This is a genomic window from Phaeobacter sp. 11ANDIMAR09, from assembly GCF_001294455.1.
Taxonomy (GTDB): Bacteria; Pseudomonadota; Alphaproteobacteria; order Rhodobacterales; family Rhodobacteraceae; genus Pseudophaeobacter.
Window position 1 is genome coordinate 160,670 of sequence record NZ_LIKT01000009.1, and the last position, 23,538, is coordinate 184,207.

Annotated in this window: 18 protein-coding genes; 12 read left to right on the top strand and 6 right to left on the bottom strand. The window is 60.4% G+C overall.

Features of this window, described 5'->3' with window-relative positions; all coding sequences use genetic code 11:
* The first annotated feature begins 63 nt into the window (after positions 1-63).
* On the top strand, positions 64-528 hold the full coding sequence (locus AN476_RS10265; protein WP_054461397.1) for a (2Fe-2S)-binding protein: 465 nt from the start codon (positions 64-66) through the stop codon (positions 526-528).
* A 4-nt stretch (positions 529-532) separates the two neighbouring features.
* Complete coding sequence (locus AN476_RS10270; RefSeq protein WP_054461399.1) at positions 533-2,776, top strand: xanthine dehydrogenase family protein molybdopterin-binding subunit; 2,244 nt, start codon at positions 533-535, stop codon at positions 2,774-2,776.
* Between the two features lie 71 nt (positions 2,777-2,847).
* Here AN476_RS10270 and AN476_RS10275 read toward each other — a convergent pair whose 3' ends face one another.
* The 4 genes from AN476_RS10275 to AN476_RS10290 form a co-directional block, all read right to left on the bottom strand.
* Positions 2,848-3,444, bottom strand: coding sequence for a sulfite oxidase heme-binding subunit YedZ (locus tag AN476_RS10275; RefSeq protein WP_054461402.1), 597 nt, complete (start codon positions 3,442-3,444; stop codon positions 2,848-2,850).
* Positions 3,445-3,597: 153 nt separating this feature from the next.
* The gene (locus AN476_RS10280) at positions 3,598-4,380 is read right to left on the bottom strand and encodes a gamma-glutamyl-gamma-aminobutyrate hydrolase family protein (RefSeq protein WP_054461404.1); all 783 of its coding nucleotides are present in this window, start codon (positions 4,378-4,380) and stop codon (positions 3,598-3,600) included.
* A 234-nt stretch (positions 4,381-4,614) separates the two neighbouring features.
* A complete protein-coding gene (locus AN476_RS10285; protein WP_054461405.1) occupies positions 4,615-5,040 on the bottom strand; it encodes a heme-binding protein in 426 nt (141 codons plus the stop codon).
* A gap of 76 nt (positions 5,041-5,116) precedes the next feature.
* A complete protein-coding gene (locus tag AN476_RS10290) occupies positions 5,117-7,240 on the bottom strand; it encodes a malate synthase G (protein WP_083464311.1) in 2,124 nt (707 codons plus the stop codon).
* A gap of 295 nt (positions 7,241-7,535) precedes the next feature.
* On the opposite strand from AN476_RS10290, the gene pepN reads away from it, so the two are divergent.
* From pepN to AN476_RS10305, 3 genes are all read left to right on the top strand, one after another.
* Complete coding sequence (pepN, locus tag AN476_RS10295; RefSeq protein ID WP_054461410.1) at positions 7,536-10,100, top strand: aminopeptidase N; 2,565 nt, start codon at positions 7,536-7,538, stop codon at positions 10,098-10,100.
* Positions 10,093-10,578: a hypothetical protein gene (locus tag AN476_RS10300; RefSeq protein ID WP_054461412.1), complete on the top strand. Its 486-nt coding sequence runs from the start codon at positions 10,093-10,095 to the stop codon at positions 10,576-10,578. Before pepN ends, AN476_RS10300 begins: the two co-directional genes overlap by 8 nt.
* Positions 10,579-10,704: 126 nt before the next feature.
* Entirely contained in the window at positions 10,705-12,156 is a 1,452-nt protein-coding gene (locus tag AN476_RS10305) for a hypothetical protein (RefSeq protein WP_253279876.1), read from the top strand.
* A 137-nt stretch (positions 12,157-12,293) separates the two neighbouring features.
* Here the strand turns inward: AN476_RS10305 and AN476_RS10310 are convergent, their stop codons facing one another.
* Positions 12,294-14,657: a Tex family protein gene (locus AN476_RS10310; RefSeq protein WP_054461414.1), complete on the bottom strand. Its 2,364-nt coding sequence runs from the start codon at positions 14,655-14,657 to the stop codon at positions 12,294-12,296.
* 200 nt (positions 14,658-14,857) lie between these two features.
* Here AN476_RS10310 and gatB point away from each other — a divergent pair, with 200 nt between their 5' ends.
* The 3 genes from gatB to AN476_RS10325 all read left to right on the top strand — a co-directional run bounded on the left by gatB (position 14,858) and on the right by AN476_RS10325 (position 18,487).
* Positions 14,858-16,369, top strand: coding sequence for an Asp-tRNA(Asn)/Glu-tRNA(Gln) amidotransferase subunit GatB (gatB, locus tag AN476_RS10315; protein ID WP_054461417.1), 1,512 nt, complete (start codon positions 14,858-14,860; stop codon positions 16,367-16,369).
* Positions 16,370-16,607: 238 nt separating this feature from the next.
* Entirely contained in the window at positions 16,608-17,846 is a 1,239-nt protein-coding gene (gene pepT / locus AN476_RS10320) for a peptidase T (protein WP_054461420.1), read from the top strand.
* Positions 17,847-17,974: 128 nt separating this feature from the next.
* On the top strand, positions 17,975-18,487 hold the full coding sequence (locus tag AN476_RS10325; RefSeq protein WP_054461421.1) for a DUF4177 domain-containing protein: 513 nt from the start codon (positions 17,975-17,977) through the stop codon (positions 18,485-18,487).
* A gap of 63 nt (positions 18,488-18,550) precedes the next feature.
* Here AN476_RS10325 and AN476_RS10330 read toward each other — a convergent pair whose 3' ends face one another.
* Positions 18,551-18,808 carry a BolA family transcriptional regulator gene (locus AN476_RS10330; protein ID WP_054461423.1) on the bottom strand — a complete coding sequence of 86 codons (258 nt, stop codon included), beginning with the start codon at positions 18,806-18,808 and terminating at the stop codon, positions 18,551-18,553.
* Between the two features lie 106 nt (positions 18,809-18,914).
* Between AN476_RS10330 and AN476_RS10335 the strand changes: the two genes are divergently transcribed.
* The 4 genes from AN476_RS10335 to AN476_RS10350 all read left to right on the top strand — a co-directional run bounded on the left by AN476_RS10335 (position 18,915) and on the right by AN476_RS10350 (position 23,501).
* A complete protein-coding gene (locus AN476_RS10335) occupies positions 18,915-19,538 on the top strand; it encodes a DnaJ domain-containing protein (RefSeq protein ID WP_054461425.1) in 624 nt (207 codons plus the stop codon).
* 244 nt (positions 19,539-19,782) lie between these two features.
* A complete protein-coding gene (gene cobS, locus AN476_RS10340; RefSeq protein ID WP_054461427.1) occupies positions 19,783-20,769 on the top strand; it encodes a cobaltochelatase subunit CobS in 987 nt (328 codons plus the stop codon).
* 189 nt (positions 20,770-20,958) lie between these two features.
* Entirely contained in the window at positions 20,959-22,836 is a 1,878-nt protein-coding gene (gene cobT / locus AN476_RS10345; RefSeq protein ID WP_054461473.1) for a cobaltochelatase subunit CobT, read from the top strand.
* 14 nt (positions 22,837-22,850) lie between these two features.
* Positions 22,851-23,501, top strand: coding sequence for a 2-hydroxychromene-2-carboxylate isomerase (locus tag AN476_RS10350; protein ID WP_054461429.1), 651 nt, complete (start codon positions 22,851-22,853; stop codon positions 23,499-23,501).
* Positions 23,502-23,538 lie beyond the last annotated feature (37 nt).

Consider the following 23,538-nt stretch of genomic DNA (forward strand, 5'->3'; position numbering starts at 1 on the left):
CACCCTGACACAAATCACCCATTTTGTCAGAAATCCATTGGACCCAGCAAAGAGGCCAGTCCCATGTCAAAAACACTCCGTATCAATGGAAAGACCCACCAGGTCGATCTGCCTGATGATGTGCCCCTCTTGTGGGTACTGCGTGATGAGCTGGGTATGACCGGCACCAAGTTTGGCTGCGGCGTTGCCGCCTGTGGCGCCTGCACCGTGCAGGTGGATGGCGAGGCCATGCGCTCCTGCCAGCTGCCGCTGGGCGATGTCGAAGGCGAGATCACCACCATCGAGGGCCTGGGCACGCCTGACAATATGGCCAAGATTCAGGCTGCCTGGGTCGAGCATCAGGTGGCGCAATGCGGCTACTGCCAGTCCGGCCAGATCATGCAGGCCGCCAGCCTGCTGGCCGAGAACCCCAGCCCCACGGATGCCGATATTGACGAGGCCATGCAGGGCAATCTGTGCCGCTGTGGCACCTACCCCCGGATTCGCGCCGCGATCCATTCCGCCGCCAAGATGATGCAGGAGGCGTGATCCCATGGCCAGCTTGAAAAAAATTGCCCGCCGCAGCTTTCTCATCGGCTCTGCCGCCATTCTCGGCGGGGTGGCCTTTGGCACCTACAAATACCACCAGCCCGCCCCCAACCCGCTGCAACCTGCCGAGGGCAAGGCGGTGCTCAATCCCTTTGTTTTTGTGGATCAATCTGGCGTCACCCTGATCGCACCACGGGCTGAGATGGGCCAGGGCGTGCGCAGCTCCTGGGCCGCACTGATCGCCGAAGAGCTGGACGTGGATCCGGCAGCGGTCACGGTGCTGCACGGCCCCGCCGCCAAAGCCTATTACAACAGCGCGATGATGGCCGAGGCCCTGCCCGGGCGTGGCTATAACAACAGCGATTTCCAACACTCATTGGGACAGGTGGTGGGGAATTTCTCCAAATTCCTCGATCTTCAGGTCACTGGCGGCTCCTCCTCGATGAAGGACGGGTTTGAGCGTATGCGCCATGCAGGTGCCTCTGCGCGAGAAACGCTGAAAGAGGCCGCCGCCCAGCGGCTGGGCGTATCGCGCGCCTTGCTCGACACCAAGGATGGTCAGGTTCTGGCGCCCGGCGGTGTGACGCTCTCTTATGCGGAACTGGCTGCCGAGGCCGCCGGGATTGAGCCGCAAGAGGTTGAACTGCGCCCGGCCGCACAGTGGAAATACATCGGCAAGCCAGTGCCGCGCATTGACATGCTGGCCAAGGTCACCGGCACCGCTGGGTTTGGCGTCGACACCCGCCTCGAGGGTATGAAATTCGCCGCCATCAAGCAAAGCCCATATTTTGGTGCCGGAAAGCGTGGCTATGACGCCTCTGCCGCCGAAGGCATGCCTGGAGTAGAGAAAATCCTCGATCTGGGCGATGCTGTCGCCGTTGTCGGCAGCAATACCTGGCTGGCACAGCAGGCGGTTGACGCCATCGACGTGGACTGGGAAGCCCCCAGCTATCCCGAAACCACCGATGCCATCTTTGCTGAGATCGCCGCCGCCTTTGACGGCTCGGCCAATTCCACCCTGCGTGATGATGGCGATGTCGAGGCCGCCCTGCCCGACGGCGCCGAGCTGATCGAAGCCGAATACCAGCTGCCCTATCTCGCCCATGCCACCATGGAGCCGATGAATGCCACCGCGCTATATACCGGCGACGCCCTGCAGATCTGGGCGCCAAACCAGGGGCCAACCATTGTGCAACAGGCCGCAGCGGATCTGACGGGCCTGTCGAAAGAGGCAATCGAGGTTCATACCACCTATCTGGGCGGAGGATTTGGTCGCCGCATCGAGGTGGATTACTGCAACCGCGCGGTGCAGATCGCCCAGCAGATGAAGGGCACCCCGGTGCAGCTCACCTGGTCGCGCGAAGAAGATATGAGCCATGATTACTTCCGCCCCGGCGCCATTGCCCGCTACCGCGCGGCTGTCAAAGATGGCAAAGCGCTGATGGTCCATGGCAAAATCGCGGCGCAATCGACCACCCAGGAAGGCGCCGGGCGGATGCTGGGCCTGCCGATGTCCGGCCCCGACAAGGGCCATGTGGATGCCGCCTTTAACCAACCGCTGGCAATCCCCAATTTCCGGGTCGAAGGCTATCTGGCGAAACCAATGATACCGGTTGGCTTCTGGCGCTCGGTGGCGGCCTCCTTCAACGGGTTCTTCTCGGACAGTATCATCGACGAGATGGCGCATAAGGCCGGGCGCGACCCGCTGGAGTTCCGTCTGGAACTGGCCCGCGCCGAATGGGAGCCCGCGGCACAGGTGCTGGAGCAGGTCCGCGATATGTCCGGCTGGAGCGGCAAAACACCAGAAGGCACTGGGCGCGGCGTTGCCATGGCCTATAGCTTTGGCACCCCTGTGGCCCAGGTGATCGAGGTCGAGGATCGCGACGGTCAGATCGCCATCACACAGGCCTGGATTGCCGCCGATCTGGGGCTGGTCGTGGATCCAAAGAACACCGAAGCCCAGCTGTTCAGCGGATTGGCCTATGGGCTCTCCGCCGCCTGCTTTGGCGAAATCACCTTTGAGGGGGGCATGGTCGAACAGGAGAACTTCCCCGATTATGAGGCCATGCGCATGCCCAGCATGCCACGTGTCGAGGTCGCTGTGTTGCAGAACCAGAAACACATGGGTGGTGCGGGCGAACCCGGCACCCCGCCGGCCGCACCTGCCCTGGCCAATGCGCTCTTTGATCTCACCGGCAAACGCGCCCGCCGCCTGCCCCTGATGCATGACTTTGATCTGCTGAGCTGACCACATCAGCAACGCACTAGAAAAAGGCGCCCTATGACAGGGCGCCTTTTTTACTTTTGTCGGCCCAGCTCCTAGGCAACTCGCGCAGGCGGGCGCAGATACCAAAACCAAAGACGATAGCTTTCCAGCAGCAGGAGAGGGCCAAAATGGACCAACGCGGGCCCAATCCCTTTAAACTCATCATGCGCGGCCCAATGCAGCAGGGTCAGGGCTGCCGCCAGATAGACCCAGCGCTGCAAGGTTTTCCAACGGGTGCCCATGGCCTTGACTGCTGCATCAAAGGACGTCGCGGCCAATGCCAGAAAGATAAAAAAGGCCAGCCAACCGGTCCAGATATCTAGTTGGGTCACTTCGCCAATAGCCTTGGTCAGGCTGGCGCGATCCACAAAATAGAACACCAAGTGCAGCATGGTATACCCAAAGGCGGCAACCCCAAAGTAGCGTCGGTTCTTTTTCAGCCAAGCAGGGCCGCGCCAGCCGCGGAACACCAGTGCCAAGGGAGAGGCCAACATGGATATGATCAGCAGCCGCGCGCCAAACTCTCCGGTAGGATGCAACAACTGATGAAAGACCTTTGGGTCCGGTGAAGAAACGGATTGGGACATGAAGGCGAGGGCAGGAAGAGACAGGAGCAGCCAAAGCCAAAAGGGGGACAGACGAGAAAACATAACAATGCCCTTCTGATTGCGTTACCTATGTAACGCAATCAGGGACAAGTTCCGTCGCAGTGTTGTGAAAGGTAGCGCGAATACTTCGCACCCCTACGGCGGCAAGCCAAAGCCTGGCTCCAGTTGCGCTAGAAGCTGCCACACAGATTGATGTCAGGCCCTCTTTTGCTGCTGGGCGGCGGGGCGTTCGCCCTGCGCCCAAGCGTGCACAGCCTTACCATAGGCCTGAAACAGAGGCCTAGAGACCGGATCGTTATTGGCATCCCATTCCGGATGCCATTGCACCGCAAGGGTAAAGCCCGGCGCGTCCTTAACATAAATCGCTTCAGGGGTTCCATCAGGCGCCTGGCCTTCGACCACGATCCGCGCGCCGGGAGTTTTGATCCCCTGCCCGTGCAGGCTGTTGGTCATGACCTCCTCCGCGCCGAAGACCTGCGCAAACACACCAGCAGGTTCCAGTTTGACCGGATGGCGCAGGGCAAATTTCTCTTCCAGTGTGCCATCTGGGGGCATCCGGTGGTTCATCCGCCCCGGCAGATCGCGAATTTCCGGATAGAGCGTCCCGCCCATGGCGACATTGACCTCCTGAAAGCCCCGACAGATCCCCAGGAAGGGCTGACCGCGCTCAACGCAGGCCCGCACCAGCGGCAGCACGATGGCATCGCGGGCCCGATCAAAGGCCCCGTGGGCTGCGGTCTCAGCCTCGCCATATTCATTTGGGTGCACATTGGGGCGCCCCCCCGTGAGCAGGAAGCCGTCAAAGCTCTCCAACAGTTCTTCCACCGACAAAAAGCGCGGATCCGAGGGGATCAAGAGCGGCATACAGCCCGCAACCTCGGCCACGGCCTCGGAATTCATGGTGCCACCCGCATGGGCTGGGTATTGATCGTTGAGCAAATAGGAATTGCCGATAATGCCGACTTTGGGACGCGCCATGGGGACTCCGAATGTGATAGATGACCCAAGGCTAAGGCCTAGCCCCGCGTCCCGCAACCTCCCAGACCCCAGGAGCCCGCGCAAAGGCCTGTTCAATTCTGCACGCCCTGACGTCATCGGAGAAGATGAGAGGTTAAATGAGGCAGACCGGAAACATGGTTCAGCCCAGGGCGTAAATAAGGGGCGCCGCAAACTGCGACGCCCCCCGATGCATTTCAACAGATGTTGCGGATCTCAGATCTCGCCAATGAGCCCGGCGGCCTCGATCCCGGCCATGGCGGCGATGGCATCATTGTCCGAAGTATCACCGGTCACACCCACCGCACCAATGACTTCTCCAGCCTCATCGCGCAGCAGCACCCCACCAGGGACAGGGATGACCTGCCCGCCATAGACACCGTTCACCGCCGCCATGAAATAGGCCTGCGCCTCGGCGCGCGCCATCTGCGCTGTGCCCGCCATGCCCAGCATAACCGCCCCATACGCCTTACCATGGGCAATGGCAAAACGGCCCGGTGCAGCGCCGTCTTCGCGGGCAAAGGCCTGAACATGGCCGCCCGCATCCAGCACCACAGCAGAGAGCGGTTTCAGGCCCATCTCCTTGCCCTTGGCCAGGGAGATGTCGATGATGGTCTGAGCGGATTTCAATGAGATCGTCATGGGGTTGTCCTCGTGATCAGGATCTGGGTGTGAAAAAGGGGCAGGAAGATCCCTGCCCCTATTGTCTGATGGTGTCTCAATTTGCTGCCTTGAGTTCAAGACGGCGAGCATGCAGCACTGGCTCGGTATAGCCTGATGGCTGGATGCGGCCCTTGAACACCAGATCACAGGCGGCCTGGAAGGCAATGCCGTCAAAGCCGGGCGCCATCGGCATATAGCTGGCATCCCCTGCGTTCTGATCATCCACCACGGCCGCCATCTTTTGCATCGCCGCCATCACCTGGGCCTCATCCACCACGCCATGGTGCAGCCAGTTGGCCAGCGCCTGGCTGGAGATCCGGCAGGTCGCCCGGTCTTCCATCAGGCCAATATCATTGAGGTCAGGCACTTTGGAACAGCCGACGCCCTGATCCACCCAGCGCACCACATAGCCCAGGATCCCCTGAGCATTGTTCTCGATCTCGCGGGTGATCTGTTCGTCAGACAGGTTCTGCCCCTGCATCACCGGCACGGTGAGCAGATCCTCCAGAGTGCCGCGCGGGCCAGCAGCGCGCAGCGTATCCTGATGGGCCAGCACATCAAACTGGTGGTAATGGGTCGCATGCAGAGTGGCCGCGGTGGGGGATGGCACCCAGGCGCAGGTGGCCCCGGATTTGGGATGACCAATTTTGGCCGCCAGCATCTCGCCCATCAGATCGGGCATGGCCCACATGCCCTTGCCGATCTGAGCCCGCCCTTTCAGACCACAGGCCAGACCAATATCGACATTGCGGTCCTCATAGGAGGCAATCCAGGGGGTGCCTTTCATCTCGCCCTTTGGCAACATGGCCCCGGCCTCCATCGAGGTATGGATCTCATCCCCGGTCCGGTCCAGGAAGCCAGTGTTGATAAAGGCCACGCGGGATTTGGCCGCGCGGATACATTCTTTGAGGTTCGCACTGGTGCGGCGTTCCTCGTCCATGATGCCGATCTTGACGGTATTGGCCGGCAGGCCCAGCGCCGCTTCGACATGGTCAAAGATACGACAGGCAAAATCGACCTCTTCGGGGCCGTGCATCTTAGGCTTGACCACATAGACCGACCCTTTGAGCGAATTGCCGCCCTCGGCCTGCAGGTCATGCATGGCGATCATCACGGTGATCATTGCGTCCAGGAAGCCTTCGCCGGCCTCCCGCCCTGCGCTATCCAGAACCGCCGGGTTGGTCATCAGATGACCCACGTTGCGAACCAAGAGAAGCGAACGCCCCTTCAGGCTGGCGGCATCGCCCGCTGCGGAGGTAAACTCCAGATCCCCATTCAATACGCGGGTAAATGTTTTGCCGCCCTTGCTGACTTCTTCGGCCAGATCGCGCTTCATCAGGCCCAGCCAGTTGGAATAGGCCACCACCTTGTCCTCGGCATCGACGCAGGCCACCGAGTCTTCGCAATCCATAATGGTCGAAAGCGCCGACTCGAGGGTGACGTCATTGATACCGGCAGCATCAGAAGCGCCAATGTTTCCTGCGGTGTCGATCTCGATCACCGCGTGCAAACCGTTGTTTTTCAACAGCACCCGCATTGGCGCCGCGGCCTCGCCGACGTGGCCCGCAAACTGGGTCGCATCTTTCAGCTGAGGCTGCAGGACACCTGCGACAACGGAAAGGCCAGTGATGTCACTCCAGCTACCAGCCTGAAGCGGGAAGGTTTCATCCAGGAAGGCGCGCCCCCAGGCAATCACCCGGGCGCCACGCGCCGCATCATAGCCGCCAGCGCTAGGCAGGTCGCCCATGGCATCGGTGCCATAAAGCGCATCATACAAGCTGCCCCAACGGGCATTGGCCGCGTTCAGCGCAAAACGGGCATTGGTGATCGGCACCACCAGCTGCGGACCTGGCGTAAAGGCGATCTCGGCGTCGACATTCTCGGTCTCGATCTCAAAATCATCGCCTTCAGGCAGCAGGTAGCCGATCTGGCGCAAAAACGCCTGATAGGCAGCGCTATCGGGCGCTGCGCCCCGGTTGGCCACATGCCAAGCATCGATCTGACCCTGCAAATCGGCGCGCTTGGCCAGCAAAGCTCGGTTTTCATCGCCCATGCCATTGACCAACCCGGACAAGCCGGTCCAAAAGGCTGCTGCGGAGACACCGGTGCCTGGCAAAGCCTTATTTTCAATGAACTCCGCCAAATGGGCCGCGACCTGCATTCCCTCGATATTGCGCATCTCGCTCACTGATAATCTCCTTCGCCGATTGTCGATCCTGTTTCTCCGATACAGGAAAAGTTTCCTATCGGCAACAGATGCGGTAAACAAACTTTACCAATTATCGCAAGGCTGTTTCAAAATTTCCCAGCAAATCACCCGGTATTTCAAAAAGAACTGGCGAATACGGCTCGATTTTGCTCGCATTTTCCGCGACATCCGCTTGCCCGGCCCAGCGCCATTGCCTACCACTAGACCCAGACAAGACTAAAACACCCGACCTAGGCTTAGGGTACGGCGAGACGAGGACAGCAAGATGACCAGCGAAGCAGCCCAAACCGAAGCAGAAACCTTTTATCTAAAAGACTATACCCCCTTTGGATTTGAGGTGGACAGCGTCCAGCTGACTTTCCGACTTGCGCCCCATACCACTCGCGTGTTGAGCCAGATCCGCTTTACGCCCAAAGCGGATGCCGCTGATCCGCGTTTCTTTTTACACGGGGAAAAACTGAACCTGATCTCCGCCAAAATCGACGGCGCCGAGGTCTCGCCCCAGGTCAGCGCCGAGGGGCTGACCTGCGCTGTCCCGGCGGTCTCGTTCCTGTGGGAAGCCGAGGTCGAAATCGACCCGGCAGGGAATACTGCACTCGAGGGGCTCTATATGTCGAACGGCATGTATTGCACCCAATGCGAGGCCGAGGGCTTTCGCAAGATCACCTATTATCCCGACCGCCCCGATGTGATGTCCACCTTCTCCGTGCGCATCGAGGGCGACGAGGAAGTGCTGCTCTCCAACGGCAACCCGGTTTGCCAAGAACAGGGCATGGCGGAATGGCACGATCCCTGGCCCAAACCTGCCTATCTCTTTGCGCTGGTGGCTGGCGATCTGGTCAATCACCCCGACAGCTTCACCACCCGCTCCGGCAAAGAGGTGGAGCTGAACATCTGGGTGCGCCCCGGAGATGAGGACAAATGCGCCTTTGGCATGGAGGCACTGAAGAAGTCCATGACCTGGGACGAGGAAGCCTATGGCCGGGAATATGATCTCGACATCTTCAACATCGTCGCAGTGGATGATTTCAATATGGGCGCTATGGAAAACAAAGGGTTGAATATTTTTAACTCTTCCTGCGTCTTGGCCTCGCCGGAAACCTCGACGGATGCCAATTTTGAACGCATCGAAGCGATCATCGCGCATGAGTATTTCCACAACTGGACCGGCAACCGTATCACCTGCCGCGACTGGTTCCAGCTCTGCCTCAAAGAGGGGCTTACAGTGTTCCGCGACGCGCAGTTCACTTCCGATATGCGCTCTGCCTCGGTGAAACGGATCTCGGATGTGATTGATCTGCGCGCCCGCCAGTTTCCCGAGGATCAGGGCCCGCTGTCACATCCGGTACGCCCCGAGGAGTTCCAAGAGATCAACAACTTCTACACCGCCACCATCTACGAGAAAGGCGCCGAAATCATCGGTATGCTGAAACGCTTGGTGGGGGATGAGGCCTATCGCGCCGCAGTGGATCTCTATTTTGACCGTCACGATGGCCAGGCCTGCACCATCGAGGACTGGCTGCAGGTGTTCGAAGACAGCACCGGCCGTGATCTCGCCCAGTTCAAACGCTGGTACGCCCAGGCCGGCACCCCGCGCCTGCAGGTGGCTGAAAGCTATGAAAACGGCACCTATACGCTCAATTTTGAACAGAAAACCGCACCAACGCCCGGCCAGCCGGACAAAGATCCACGGGTCATTCCAATTGCTGTTGGCCTGTTGAATGACAATGGTGATGAGGTCCAGCCCACCACGGTTCTGGAAATGACACAGGCCAAGCAGAGCTTCCGATTTGAGGGGCTCGCCAGCAAGCCGGTGCCGTCGATCCTGCGCGAGTTTTCAGCCCCGGTCATTCTGGAGCGCGAGATCAGCAACGCGGAGCGGGCCTTTTTGCTGGCCCATGACAGCGATCTGTTCAACCGCTGGGAGGCCGGCAATGCACTGGCCCGCGAGGCTCGCATTGCCATGGTTCTGGAGGGCGCCGCCCCAGATAGCGCTTATCTGGATGCGTTGCAAAAGTTGGTGCGCGACGATGATCTGGACCCGGCTTTCCGAGCATTGGTGCTGCAACCTCCCAGCCAGTCCGATATTGCCCAGGCGCTGTTTGAACGCGGCCATACGCCCGACCCGCAAAAGATTGGCGATGCGGCTGAGACCTTTGCCCTGACCCTTGCGCAGAAATTGGCTGACAGCCTGCCCCGGCTCTATGCCGACACGACCATTGACGGCGGCTATTCCCCCGATGCCATAAGTGCCGGTAAACGAGCGCTAAACGGGCGCATCCTGTCGCTACTCACCCGTCTGGATGGCGCAGATCAGGCCTCGCGCCAGTATTACGCCGCCGACAATATGACCCAGCAGCTTACCGCCCTGTCCTGCCTGATGAAGGCCGAAAAAGGTGGGGTTCAATCGGCCGCCTTTCACACCCAATGGCAGGAAGACCGGCTGGTCATGGACAAGTGGTTTGCCCTGCAGGTTGCCTGCGCCCCCGCCAATCAGGCCGCCGCGATTGCTTCGGACCTTACAGCGCATCCGCTGTTCACTCTGAAGAACCCCAACCGGTTCCGCGCCGTCATGGGCGCCCTGGCCGGTCACCACCCCGGCTTTCACCATAGCAGTGGAGCAGGCTACAGACTGCTGGCAGACAATCTGATTGCGCTCGACGGTCTCAATCCGCAAACCACGGCCCGGATGTGCACCGCCTTTCAAACCTGGAAGCGCTATGACAGCCCGCGCCAAGCCCTGATCAGCAGCCAGCTGGAGCGGATCAAATCCACCAAAGGCCTGAGCCGCGATACCAATGAAATGGTCAGTCGGATATTGGATGCCTGATCAGCCCGAGACCAAGCCCTCTTTGGATGTTGCGGGCAGGGAGGCTTCCCTGCCCCCGTTTCAGTTCAAGCGGCAGGGACGGTCGCTGAAACTGCTCACCGCTCTTGGCCTTTGGGCGGTAGCGCTAATCCTGTGTAGCCAAGTATTGCAGGTCACCACCTGGATTGTCCTGATCCTGGCGCTGCCCCTGTTGCCCGGCCTTTGGGATCTGTGGCGCAATCCCCTCTCGGGCCTGACCATCGGAACCGACCAGATCAGCTGGTTCACCGGTGCGCGGGTCACCACCCTGCCTTTGGCAGACATCGCCCTGTTGCGGCTTGACCGGCGCTGGGATTTTTCCTTTCGCGCAACCTTGATCCTGCACGATGGCGCCAAACTGCGCCTGCCCCAATCGGCACTCCCCCCGGCGCAGACCTTCGAAATGGCTTTGAACGCCCGTGGTATCGCAAGCGAAAGACACCACTTTACCGTTGTCTAAGCCTGCCCCCTTGCCACGCCATTTCCCAAATCCTAACGGCAATGACCCCATCGCCGCCACGTTTGCGCCGCATTAAGCAATCATTTTGAGCCTGACCGGAATAGCTGCCAACCTGCAGGATTTTGAATGCTCAAACCACACGCCCAAATCTGGACGCATCTTTCTAGACTGCACAAGGATGTCCCCGCTTGGATTTCCGCCAATTTCTCGGCCGAGCCCTCTCGCGCCCTGCCTGGCACCGCAGCAGCGCAAGAAAGCGCTCCCGCGCCGCTGGCAACGACGTTGCCCGCCACGCCACTGCGCAGTCCTGAAACAGGCACAGACTCACAGGAGGGGCAGACAGAGGCAGGCAGCTTTACAGACCAGCTCCTGATCCCGATCCTCAGCGAGTGCCCCGGCAGCAAAACGCGACAAGCCCTGCAGGACAAGGGGCAATTCCTGGCGCGACAAGAGCGCTGGGACGAACTGTCCAACCTCATCCGCTCGTCTGATCAAGCGCGGCGCAGCACCAGCTGCGGCCAGCCCAAAGCAGACCTCCTCGCCTATGGCGCCCGTTCTGATGTGGTCAATGCGGTGGAACACGCCCTTCAGGATCGTACCGCAAAACCAGGCGGCGGCCAAACGAGCCTTGGCAAAAAAGGCTCCAACAGGCCGAAGAACAGCGAAAACCCTATCCTGATAGAAGGGGTCATGGCTCTCGAATCCCTGCGCCGCGACCATCCCAAAGACAGCTACCTGACAGCCATCGTGGCCCTGGCCCATATCGACATCGCCTGGACCTGGCGGGCGGCAGCCTCGCAAGACTATACCGCTCAGGCCAACCGGGAAGCACAGCTTCGCCGCTGCACTGCGCATTTTGATCGCGCGGCCGTCCTGCTGGCCCCGCTCGATGATCAAAGTAAGAGCAGTGCCTTTCTGCTGGCCGCGCGCTGCGCGCTCTTTGCTGGACGGAGCGCCGACACCCTGGATGTCGCAGATGCCTATGCGGCCTTGATTGACCAAACACCCAGCAACCCAAGGCCAATGCGCGCCCTCGGGGTTCAGATGCTGCCCCGCGCCAATGGCTCCTACGCCGCCCTCGAACTCGAGGCCCGCCGCACCGCCGCCCGCACCCAGGAGCAATGGGGTGCCGGAGGCTACACCTGGGTCTATTTTGATGCCATGGCCCTTGACGAACAGGCCTGCGCCCGGGTCGATCCCAAGTTCTTTCTGGATGGGCTGCAGGATATTCTCTGCGCCGACCCGAGCCAGGAAATGATCAACCTGCTCGCGGCCTATTGTGCGGTCTCCTTGCCCAAACGTGAGGGGATCAGTGCCTCGGCCGATCGCCATAGGCTGGAAATCTCAAAAGCCGCCCGCTGGCTGGTGCGTAGCCACCTGCGCGAGTTGCACCCGCTGATCTGGGCCCATGCCAGCGAAGGCTTTGACAACAATGCCCGCATCACCTCCCTGCGCCGTTTTGCGGCCCATGGACAGGCTAAAGCTCTGCACTGCATTGCCGGCATCTACCGCGACGAGCTCGACAGCGGCCACAGAATCACCTTTTCACCTCAAGGTGTCAATCTAACCCCAGCCTAGCGGACGCCAGGACGCCCCCCGCCCCCGTCTTGCCCGGACGCATCGCGCCCTTATCATCTTTCGCAAAATATTCCGGGGGAGCGCGCCAAAGGCGCACGGGGGCAGAGCCCCCCCTTCCGCTCCCCCACAAATCAGGGTCAGCTCTTCTTGAAGGCATCCATCAAGGCCGCGCCGAGCGCACCGGTCTGTTTGGTGTCAGACTTTGGAGAAGACGACATGCCAGCGCGCTTGCCTGCCCCCCCCTTACCACTGCCACGCGGGCGGCCCCCAGCCGCCTTCTTGGCTTCCGCCCCAGAGCCCGCGGCCCGCCCATTGCGCTCGTCGCGCGCCGAGGCCCCGCCATCCTTACGCATGGTCAGAGCGATCCGCTTGCGAGAGACATCCACCTCGGTCACGGTCACCTTCACCACCTGCCCGGTCTTGACCACCTCATGCGGATCCTTGACAAATCTATCCGCCAGTTGGCTGACATGTACCAGCCCGTCCTGATGAACCCCTACATCCACAAAGGCCCCAAAGGCGGCGACATTGGTGACGGTGCCTTCCAGCACCATGCCGGGTTTGAGATCCTGAATAGTCTCCACCCCTTCTGCAAAACTCGCCGTGACGAAGCTGGGGCGCGGGTCTCTGCCTGGCTTTTCCAATTCCGCAAAGATGTCGCGCACCGTCGGCAGACCAAAGGAATCCTCGACAAATTGCTCAGCGCGCAGGCTTTTCAGCGCTCCGTCATGCCCCATTATCTGCCGGATATCACGGCCACAGGCTGAAACGATCTTGCGCGCAACACTATAGGCCTCAGGGTGCACTGCAGAGGCATCCAGTGGCTCTTTGCCATCGCGGATGCGCAAAAAACCCGCGCATTGCTCAAAGGCCTTGGGGCCAAGGCGCGCCACTTTCAGCAATTCCCGCCGCGAAGCAAAGGCCCCATTGGTATCGCGATGGGCCACGATCGCCTCCGCCAGTCCAGGCCCCAGCCCCGACACATGCGCCAAGAGCGGCGCCGAAGCCATATTGAGATCGACGCCAACCCCATTCACGACATCTTCGATCACCGCTTCCAGTGATTTGGACAGCTTATGCTGATCGACATCATGCTGATACTGACCAACACCGATGCTTTTGGGTTCAATCTTGACCAGCTCCGCCAAGGGATCCTGCAAACGTCGGGCAATGGAGACCGCTCCGCGCAGCGACACATCCAAATCCGGAAACTCACGGGCCGCCAGCTCCGAGGCAGAATAGACCGAGGCGCCAGCTTCGGAGACCACCACCTTGGTGGGTTTCTGCACCTTGGCGGGCAGATGTTTGATCACCTCAGCCACCATACGTTCGGTCTCCCGGCTGGCGGTGCCATTGCCAATGGCAATCAGCTCGACACCATGCTCGGCGATCAGTTTCAAAATGCTGACCTGGGCGCCACGCAGATCATTCTTTGGCTGAAACGGATAGAGCGTCTCTGTGGCCACCACTTTCCCGGTTGCATCAACCACTGCCGCCTTGACGCCGGTGCGAATGCCCGGGTCCAACCCGAGCGTCGGCCGCGCACCGGCTGGGGCGGCAAACAACAAATCCTTGAGGTTGCGAGCAAAAACCTGAATGGCATCTTCCTGCGCCCGCGCCCGCAGATCGCTCATCAATTCCAGCATCATCGACAAAGACAGCTTCACCCGCCAACACCAGCCCGCCACTTTGCGCAGCCATAGATCCCCCGGACCCGCGCCCCCGGCGCCCAGTTCGGCCGCGACCATGGCCTCCGCCCGTGCCACCCCCTCTTCCGGGTCGGGGCCGATGTCCAGTGTCAAAACGCCCTCATTGGAGCCGCGCAGCATTGCCAGGGCCCGGTGCGAGGGCACATCGGCCCAGCGTTCACTATGTTCGAAGTAATCCGAAAACTTTGCGCCCTCCTGCGCCTTGCCCTCGACCAGTCGCGCGGTCAGCCGCGCATCCGATTGCATGAACTGACGCATCCGCCCCAGAAGATCCGCATTCTCGGTCAACCGTTCTGTCAGGATATCGCGTGCGCCATTCAGCGCCTCTTTGGTGCCCGGCACGGCCTCTGAAATGTAGCCAGCAGCCAGGGTCTCCGGATCGGCACTGTGGTCGGCCAGAATGGCCTCAACCAATGGCTCCAGCCCGTTCTCCCGCGCGATCATCGCCTTGGTGCGGCGCTTGGGTTTATAGGGCAGGTAGATATCTTCGAGCTGCGCCTTGGTTTCGGCTTTGGCGATAGATGCCGTCAGATCATCCGTCAGCTTGTCCTGGGATTTGATCGAGTCAAAAATTGCCAGCCGCCGCGCTTCCAGCTCACGCAAATAGGACAGACGCTCGGCCAGGGTACGCAACTGCGTGTCATCCAGCCCGCCGGTTGCCTCTTTGCGGTAACGTGCCACAAAGGGCACGGTTGCGCCCTCATCCAACAGGGTCACGGCACTGTTCACCTGATTTGGAGCGGCACCAATTTCACGGGCAATGGTCTGGGCAATACGGGCTGCGGTTTCCAAGAATGCGTCCTCTTTGTTCTGCTCGGCGGTCTGGCCGGGCGATCTTCATAGCTTTGCATTGCGGCCAGGCCAAGAGGCGAGATCAAAAGCCTGGGTGCCAGGCTACCCGCCGCTGCTGTCTTGCCGCCCTTATCCTCTTGCCCCGCATGGCCCGCTGGCCTAGAACGCTCAGCAAACGTGATTAAAGGAGCCGGTGCGAGATGCTCGACCTGACATATGAACTCCCCAAGCCCAAGGTGATCTCGGGCGCCAAACATGACTGGGAACTGGTCATCGGCTTGGAAGTCCATGCCCAGGTCAGCTCCAATGCCAAGCTGTTCTCCGGGGCTTCGACCAAATTTGGCGCCGAGCCGAACTCGAATGTTTCCTTCGTGGACGCGGCCATGCCCGGCATGCTGCCTGTTATCAACGAATTCTGCGTTGAACAGGCTGTGCGCACCGGGCTGGGGCTGAAGGCAGATATCAACCTCTGGTCCGCCTTTGACCGCAAAAACTACTTCTACCCCGATCTGCCGCAGGGCTATCAGATCAGCCAGCTCTACCACCCCATCGTAGGCGAAGGCGAAGTGCTGGTGGAACTGGGCGACGGCACCGCGCGCAACGTGCGGGTTGAGCGCATCCACATGGAGCAGGATGCCGGCAAATCGATTCACGACATGGATCCCAACATGTCCTTTGTCGACCTAAACCGAACCGGCGTCTGCCTGATGGAGATCGTATCCCGCCCCGACATCCGTGGTCCGGAAGAGGCTGCGGCCTATATCGTGAAGCTACGCCAAATCATGCGGTACTTAGGCACCTGCGACGGCAACATGCAAAACGGCAACCTGCGCGCAGATGTGAACGTTTCGGTCTGCCGTCAGGGCCAGTATGAGAAATTCCAGGAGACTGGCGACTTCTCTCATCTCGGCACCCGCTGCGAGATCAAGAACATGAACTCCATGCGCTTTATCCAGCAGGCCATCGAGGTCGAGGCCCGCCGCCAGATCGCCATCATCGAGGCCGGTGGTTCGGTCGATCAGGAAACCCGGCTCTATGATCCCGACAAGGGTGAAACCCGCACCATGCGCTCAAAGGAAGAAGCACATGACTATCGCTATTTCCCCGATCCCGATCTGCTGCCGCTAGAGATCGAACAGGCCTGGGTTGATGACATTGCAGCAAAACTGCCTGAACTGCCCGACGCCAAAAAGGCCCGCTTTATCGCAGATTTTGGTCTGTCGGAGTATGACGCCTCGGTGCTGACGGCCGATGTGGAATCCGCTGCCTATTTCGAAGCCGTAGCCGAGGGCCGCAATGGTAAGCTCGCCGCCAACTGGGTGATCAACGAGCTCTTTGGCCGCCTCAAGGCCGATGAAAAAGACATCGCCAACTGCCCGGTCACCCCAGCACAGCTGGGTGGTATTGTCGAACTGATCTCGGCTGAGACCATTTCTGGCAAGATTGCCAAGGACCTGTTTGAGATCGTTTACACCGAGGGCGGTGACCCGGCGCAGATCGTTGAAGCCCGTGGCATGAAGCAGGTGACAGATACCGGCGCCATCGAGGCCGCACTGGATCAGATCATCGCCGACAACCCGGCACAGGTAGAAAAAGCCAAGGTGAACCCAAAACTGGCGGGCTGGTTTGTCGGTCAGGTGATGAAAGCCACCGGTGGCAAGGCCAACCCCAAGGCGGTGAACCAGCTGGTTGCTCAAAAACTAGGCAGCTGATCCCTACCAGCATCGGTTTTAAAAGGCGGCCTCGGGGCCGCCTTTTCTTTTGGCCAGCCCCCTTTCACCGGTGCACGCCGGGCAGTGCCCGACCGCACCCAGGGCGCCCCTTGGGCGGGCACTTCGTTTCCGCTCGCGGTCAGGCTCTGCCCTAGGCACCCCCTCCAGAAACTCACCGCCCCAGCCTTGACCTCCCCTTCCTTGCAGGCTTTTCTCTCCGCAAACCCCAGGAGATCTCATGCAAGATAATTTCAATCAAGAGCTTCAGGACCGTCTGGTCCGCTATGCCGCAATCGGCAGCCAAAGCGATGAAAACTCGCCCACCTCACCCAGCACAGCGATCCAGTTCGATATGTCGAACCTCTTGGTGACGGAGCTGAAAGAGATCGGTGCAAGCGACGTAACCCTGACCGAATATGGCACCGTCCTAGCGACCATTCCAGGCAATACAGAGGGGCCGACAGTTGGCTTCCTCGCCCATGTGGACACTGCGCCGCAGTTCAATGCAGCAGGGGTAAAACCCCGAGTTATCAAAGGCTACAACGGTGGCGACATCACGTTCCCCGACGATCCCGATCTGGTGTTGTCACCACAGGACCACCCCTATCTGGCGGGTAAGGAAGGCCATGATCTGGTCACTGCCTCCGGGTTGACGCTTTTGGGGGCTGACGACAAATCCGGGGTTTCCATCGTGATGACCCTGGCGCGCCACCTACTAACAAATCCCGGGATCGCACATGGTCCGATCCGCATTGCCTTTACCCCGGACGAAGAAATCGGGCGCGGTGTGGATGCCAAACTGCCCCAGGATCTGGGGGTTGATTTTGCCTATACGTTGGATGGCAGCGATCTGGGCGAGATCATCTATGAGAGTTTCTCGGCGGATCGTGCGGTTGTCAGTATCAAAGGCGTTTCGATCCACCCCGGCTGGGCCAAGGAAAAAATGGTCAATGCCGCGCATCTGGCCTCGAAAATCGTGCAGACGCTGCCCCAGGCCACCCTGACGCCGGAAACCACCGATGGGCGCGAAGGCTTCCTGCATGTGACAGATATGAATGGCGGCTCGTCGGAGATGGAGATCAAACTGATCCTGCGCGACTTTGAACGCGATGGCCTGGAGGCCAAGGGCGCGCTGCTGCGCAGCGTCTGTGACGCGGTGCAGGCCTCAGAGCCCCGTGCCGAGATCACCTGCGAAATCTATCCGCAGTATCGCAACATGCGCTATTGGCTGGAAGAGGACATGACGCCGGTTGATCTGGCAGTGGAGGCCTGTCGCGCCAACGGGATTGAGCCGATTTCCGTGCCGATCCGCGGCGGTACGGATGGATCGCGCCTGACCGAACTGGGTGTCCCGACTCCAAATATTTTTTGTGGGATGCAATGTGTTCACGGCCCCCTAGAATGGGTCTCGGTGCAGGATATGGCCGCCTCGCTTCAGGTTTGCCTGACCCTGGCGCAGTTGGCGGCGAAAAACTAACCGGTCTCACCCCTTAAACATCAGCCGCCCCCCCCTGGGCCACGGCTGATGTCCACCAGGGTCTGCGAAGCCAGACTTGACCCCCTGCGCGCATCAGTTAAACCTGCGCCGGAAGTCAGGAGACCGAGATGCAGGCGTTTGAGTATAAAGTTGTTCCCGCCCCTCATAAGGGCACCAAGGCCAAGGGCGTCAAAACCGCAGAGGCGCGGTTTGCCAATTCCATCGAGATCACCCTCAATGAATTGGCAGCAGAGGGCTGGGAGTATCAACGGGCGGAACTTTTGCCCTCGGATGAGCGGTCCGGTCTGACCGGATCCACCACCCATTGGCGCAATGTCCTGGTGTTCCGCCGCGCTTTAACCGACGCCGATCGCACCTCAGCACAACCGCTTACTGCGGCTCATGTACCGACCGGCAATGCCCCAGCCGTGGAAACACCCGCCGCAGCTGCCCCTGTCTCAGCCTCAGGCGTGCTGACCGCCACAGCAGGCGATCCCGAAGCTCCAACAGGGGCCACCGCTGTTCCCGGCCCGGGGGCGGCCAGTATGCAGGCCGATGATGGCGTCGAAGAGCTGAGCCCGGTCTCTGGCATGACCGCCGCGCTCAAAGCTCGCGCCAAGCTGCAAGGCTCGGACGACTAAAGAGCGCCGACGGTAAAAGCCCGGGCGATTGTTCGCCCGGGTAATCCGGCGCGATCAGACAGATCAGACGCAGCCAATGTCCAGTGCCAGCGCGTGAATGCGCGGCACGATGTCTCCCAGTGCCTGATGCACCGCGCGGTGTTGCTGCACCCGGCTTTTGCCTTTGAAGGCGGCTGAGCGGATTCTCACGTTAAAGTGACTCTCGCCACTGCCATCATGACCCGCATGGCCGATATGGCTGTTGCTGTCATCGACGACCTCAAGTTCCGTGGGCGCAAAGGCCGCGTTCAGCCGCTGCTCCATTTCGACACGAATGCTCATATTCCGCTCATCCTCATTTTTATTTCTCTCCCCCCCTTCAATCTGCCGCCCCTTAGACTAAACTGCTGCCTCCGAGTCGAGTAGTTGCGTCGAGAAGGTGCACCCCATGAGTAAATCAGATCCTTTCGGTTTCGATATGTCCGTCAGCTCTGCAAAAAAGAAAAACCCGCGGGGCCGCCGGGCCGCAAGCGGTGCGTCGGAAACCTCGACGCGAGTCTGTGACAAAGAAGGCTGCAATGAACCCGGAAAGTTCCGCGCGCCCAAGGCCCCAGATGTACTGGACGACTTTTTCTGGTTCTGCCAGGAGCATGTCCGCGAGTACAACAACCACTGGAACTTCTTCCAAGGCACCACCGAGGCCGAGTTGAACGCCCAGCAGTCCAAGGACAAGGTCTGGGAGCGCCAGACCAAACCCATGGGCGACCCCGAGGCCCGCGCCTGGGCCCGTCTGGGCATTGAGGATCCGCATCAGGTGCTTGGGGGCAATGCCACCCAAAACCCAGGCCGCTCTGGCGCAACGGGACGTCGCCTGCCTGCGACCGAACGCAAAGCGCTAGAACTGCTGGAGGCCAAGGACGATTGGTCAAAAGCCGACATCCGCAAGGCCTACAAAAAGCTGATCAAGGTGCTGCACCCGGATATGAACGGTGGCGACCGCAGCCAGGAGGAACAGCTGCAGGAGGTCCGTTGGGCCTGGGATCAGATCAAGGACAGCCGCAGCTTCAAATAGCGCGCGAGGTCCAGACAGAGGCAAAACCGGAAGGGGCGGCGCAGGCTGCCCTTTTTTCATGCCCAATTGTCGCATTTGCCGCTCCGTGGTCCAAATCCCAAACCAGTAATAAGGCCAGTTCCACCTGCAACATCACGTTATTTGGCCGCCCCCTACTCTGCCCCTTGCCCTTCACCGCAAGATCAGGCACCAATCCACCGGATTGACCCCGCAATCGGCGGGAGAGGAACAAGGATCGACTGTGATGACCGACGGCATGCTGGATATGAATGCAAAACCCACCGACCCCATTTCGGTGCGCGATGTCTTTGGCATCGATACCGACATGACCATCAAGGGCTTTGCCGAAGGCTCTGACCGCGTCCCCGCGATTGATCCCACCTATAAATTTGACCCCGATACCACCATGGCCATCCTGGCGGGCTTTAGCCACAATCGTCGTGTGATGATCCAGGGTTACCACGGCACCGGGAAATCGACCCATATCGAACAGGTTGCCGCGCGCCTGAACTGGCCCTCCGTTCGGGTTAATCTCGATAGCCATATCTCCCGGATCGACCTGATCGGTAAGGACGCCATCAAACTGCGCGACGGCAAGCAGGTAACGGAATTCCATGAGGGCATCCTGCCCTGGGCCCTGCGCAACCCGGTTGCGATTGTGTTTGACGAATATGACGCCGGCCGCGCTGACGTGATGTTCGTGATCCAGCGGGTTCTGGAACATGACGGCAAGCTCACACTGCTGGACCAGAACGAGATCATCACCCCGAACCCGAACTTCCGTCTGTTTGCCACCGCCAATACTGTTGGCCTGGGCGACACCACGGGCCTCTACCACGGCACTCAGCAGATCAACCAGGCACAGATGGACCGTTGGTCGCTGGTCGCCACACTGAACTACCTCAGCCATGACGCCGAGACTGCCATCGTTCTGTCCAAGACGCCGCATTACAACACCGCCGAAGGCCGCAAGAGCATCTCACAGATGGTCACTGTCGCGGATCTGACTCGGACCGCCTTTATGAACGGCGATCTGTCGACCGTGATGAGCCCGCGGACCGTGATCAACTGGGCGCAGAACGCCGAGATCTTCCGCGATGTGGGCTATGCCTTCCGGCTGTCGTTCCTGAACAAATGTGACGAGCTGGAACGCCAGACCGTCGCCGAGTTCTACCAGCGCTGCTTTGACGAAGAGCTGCCCGAAAGCGCCGCCAGCGTTTCGCTGGGATAAGATGAAGTCCCGCCCGGCGGCAACGCCGGGCAGTGCCCGACCGCCCTCCAGACCGGAGGTTTGCCCCAGGCAAAACGGAACGGGCACTTCGTTTCCGCCCGCGGCCGGACACCGCCCTTCGCTCAGACATAGAAGGCTGGACATAGGTTGCTCTAGGCGGGATGCTTCTACCGAGCACAGGGTGCGATGATGAAAAAGCCAAACGACAACCCAGCGGATCCGTTCAAAAAGGCCCTGGCCGAGGCCACCAAGGTCATGGCTGATGATCCGGAGCTGAGCGTTTCCTACACCGTCGACCCTTCGGGCGTGTCCGGTGACAATATGCGCCTGCCGCAGGTTTCCCGTCGCATGACCCGCGAGGAGGTTCTGCTGGCCCGTGGCACCGCTGACGCGCTGGCGCTGCGGCGCAAGTTCCACGACGATGCCACCCATGCCAAATACACCCCGCAGGGGGAAATGGCGCGCGATCTTTATGAAGCGATGGAAACCGCCCGCTGCGAGGCCATGGGCGCGCGGCAAATGCCCGGCACCGCCTCCAACATCGACGTCAAGATCCGCAACGAGGCCATCCGGCGCGGCTATGACCAGATGAAGAGTTCCTCTGAGGCGCCGCTAGCGGCCTCGGCAGGCTATCTGGTGCGCCATCTGGCCACGGGGCGCCCCCTGCCTGAGGGGGCGGACAATGTGATGGAGCTGTGGCGCGGGTTTATCGAATCCCAGGCTGGCGAGACGTTGGAGAACCTCGACGACAAGATCGCCGACCAGTCAGAATTTGCCAAATTCGCCCGCAAAATCATTGCCGATCTCGGCTATGGCGATCAGCTGGGCGATGACCCGGATGAGCTGGACGACAATCAGGACGACGAGGCCGAAGACAACGCCGAAGAACAGCCCGATCCCGACAGCAATGGTGAGGATGACTCTGACGACGAGCAGGCCGAGGCCGACGCCGAGCAGGCTCAGGAACAGCAGCAGGACGAAAGCCAGGCACAGGTCTCGATGGATGAGATGGCCGATGAAGAACTGGCCGAAGATACCGAGATGCCCGACGGTGAAGCTCCGTTGGAGCCCCCGGCCCCACCGCCGGCCTCCGAGGCTGACCCAGATTACAAGGTCTTCCTAGACGTCAATGACGAAGAAATCGCCGCCGAAGACCTGGCGGAACCGGCTGAGCTGGAGCGCCTGCGTGCCTATCTTGATCAGCAGCTGGAGCCGCTGAAGGGGGCGGTAAGCCGCCTGGCCAACAAGCTGCAGCGCCGCCTGCAAGCGCAGCAGAACCGCTCCTGGGAGTTTGATCTCGAGGAGGGCATTCTGGATGCCGGCCGTCTGGCGCGGGTGATTGCCAACCCAACAACGCCGCTGTCGTTCAAGCGCGAAAAAGACACCGAGTTCCGCGATACCGTGGTGACGCTCTTGCTGGATAACTCCGGCTCGATGCGCGGACGCCCGATTTCCATTGCGGCGATCTGCGCCGATGTTCTGGCCCGCACACTAGAGCGTTGCAATGTCAAGGTCGAGATCCTCGGCTTTACCACCCGCGCCTGGAAGGGCGGGTTGGCCCGTGAGGCCTGGCTCAATGACGGTCGGCCACAGATGCCGGGCCGTCTGAATGACCTGCGTCACATCATCTATAAATCAGCCGACAGCCCCTGGCGGCGGGTGCGGCCCAATCTGGGTCTGATGATGAAGGAAGGCCTGCTGAAGGAAAACATCGATGGCGAGGCGCTGGAATGGGCCCACCGTCGTATGTTGGCGCGGCAGGAAGCCCGCAAAATCCTGATGGTGATCTCGGATGGGGCGCCGGTGGATGACAGCACGCTTTCGGTGAACCCCGCGAATTATCTGGAAAAACACCTGCGCGATGTGATCGCCATGGTGGAAAAACGCAAACAGGTCGAACTGCTGGCGATTGGCATCGGCCATGACGTGACGCGCTACTATGATCGCGCGGTGACCATCACCGATGTGGAGCAACTGGCTGGGGCCATGACCGAACAGCTGGCCGCGTTGTTTGACAGCGACCCGCGCGCGCGCGCCCGGGTCATGGGCATCAAGAAGGTCAGCTAAATCAGGAGCCCTATGTGACGCAGCGCAGGATCGAGTATTTCTACTCCACCCACTCCGCCTATGCCTATCTGGGCTCCAAACGGCTGAGCGAAATCTGCGCTGCGCATCACTGCCAGCTGGTGCATCGCCCGTTCGAGCTGTCTCCGGTGGTGGAACAGGCTGGTGGCCAGCCTTTTGCCGGGCGCAGCCAGGCCCATGTTGACTATTTCTTTGGACGCGAGATTGAACGCTGGGCGGCCTATCGCGAAGTCCCGATTATCTCTTATCGCCCGACCTATCATGACAATGCGCTGCACCTCTCCAGCGGCATGGTGATCGTGGCAGAGAGGCTGGGATGGGACGTTGATGGCCTGGCCCATGCGCTGCTACAGGCTCATTGGCGCGACGACATTGACTTGATGAACCCCGACGATCTGGCGCGGGCTGCACAGGAGACCGGGCTCGATCCCGCTCCCCTCCTTGCGGAAGCGATGACGGATGAGATCCAATCCGTGTTTGCCGCCAATACGCAGGCGGCGCTAGAGATCAACCTTTTTGGCTCGCCCACCTATGTGCTGGATGGCGATCCCTACTATGGACAGGATCACCTGGAGCTGCTTGAGCACGCGCTGATGCAGCCCTTTCCCAAAGCCGGGTTCCAGAACCCTGCGGTTGATATAGCCTGACATTCTGCGCTTGCACCTGCACGCGCTTCGCGGTTCT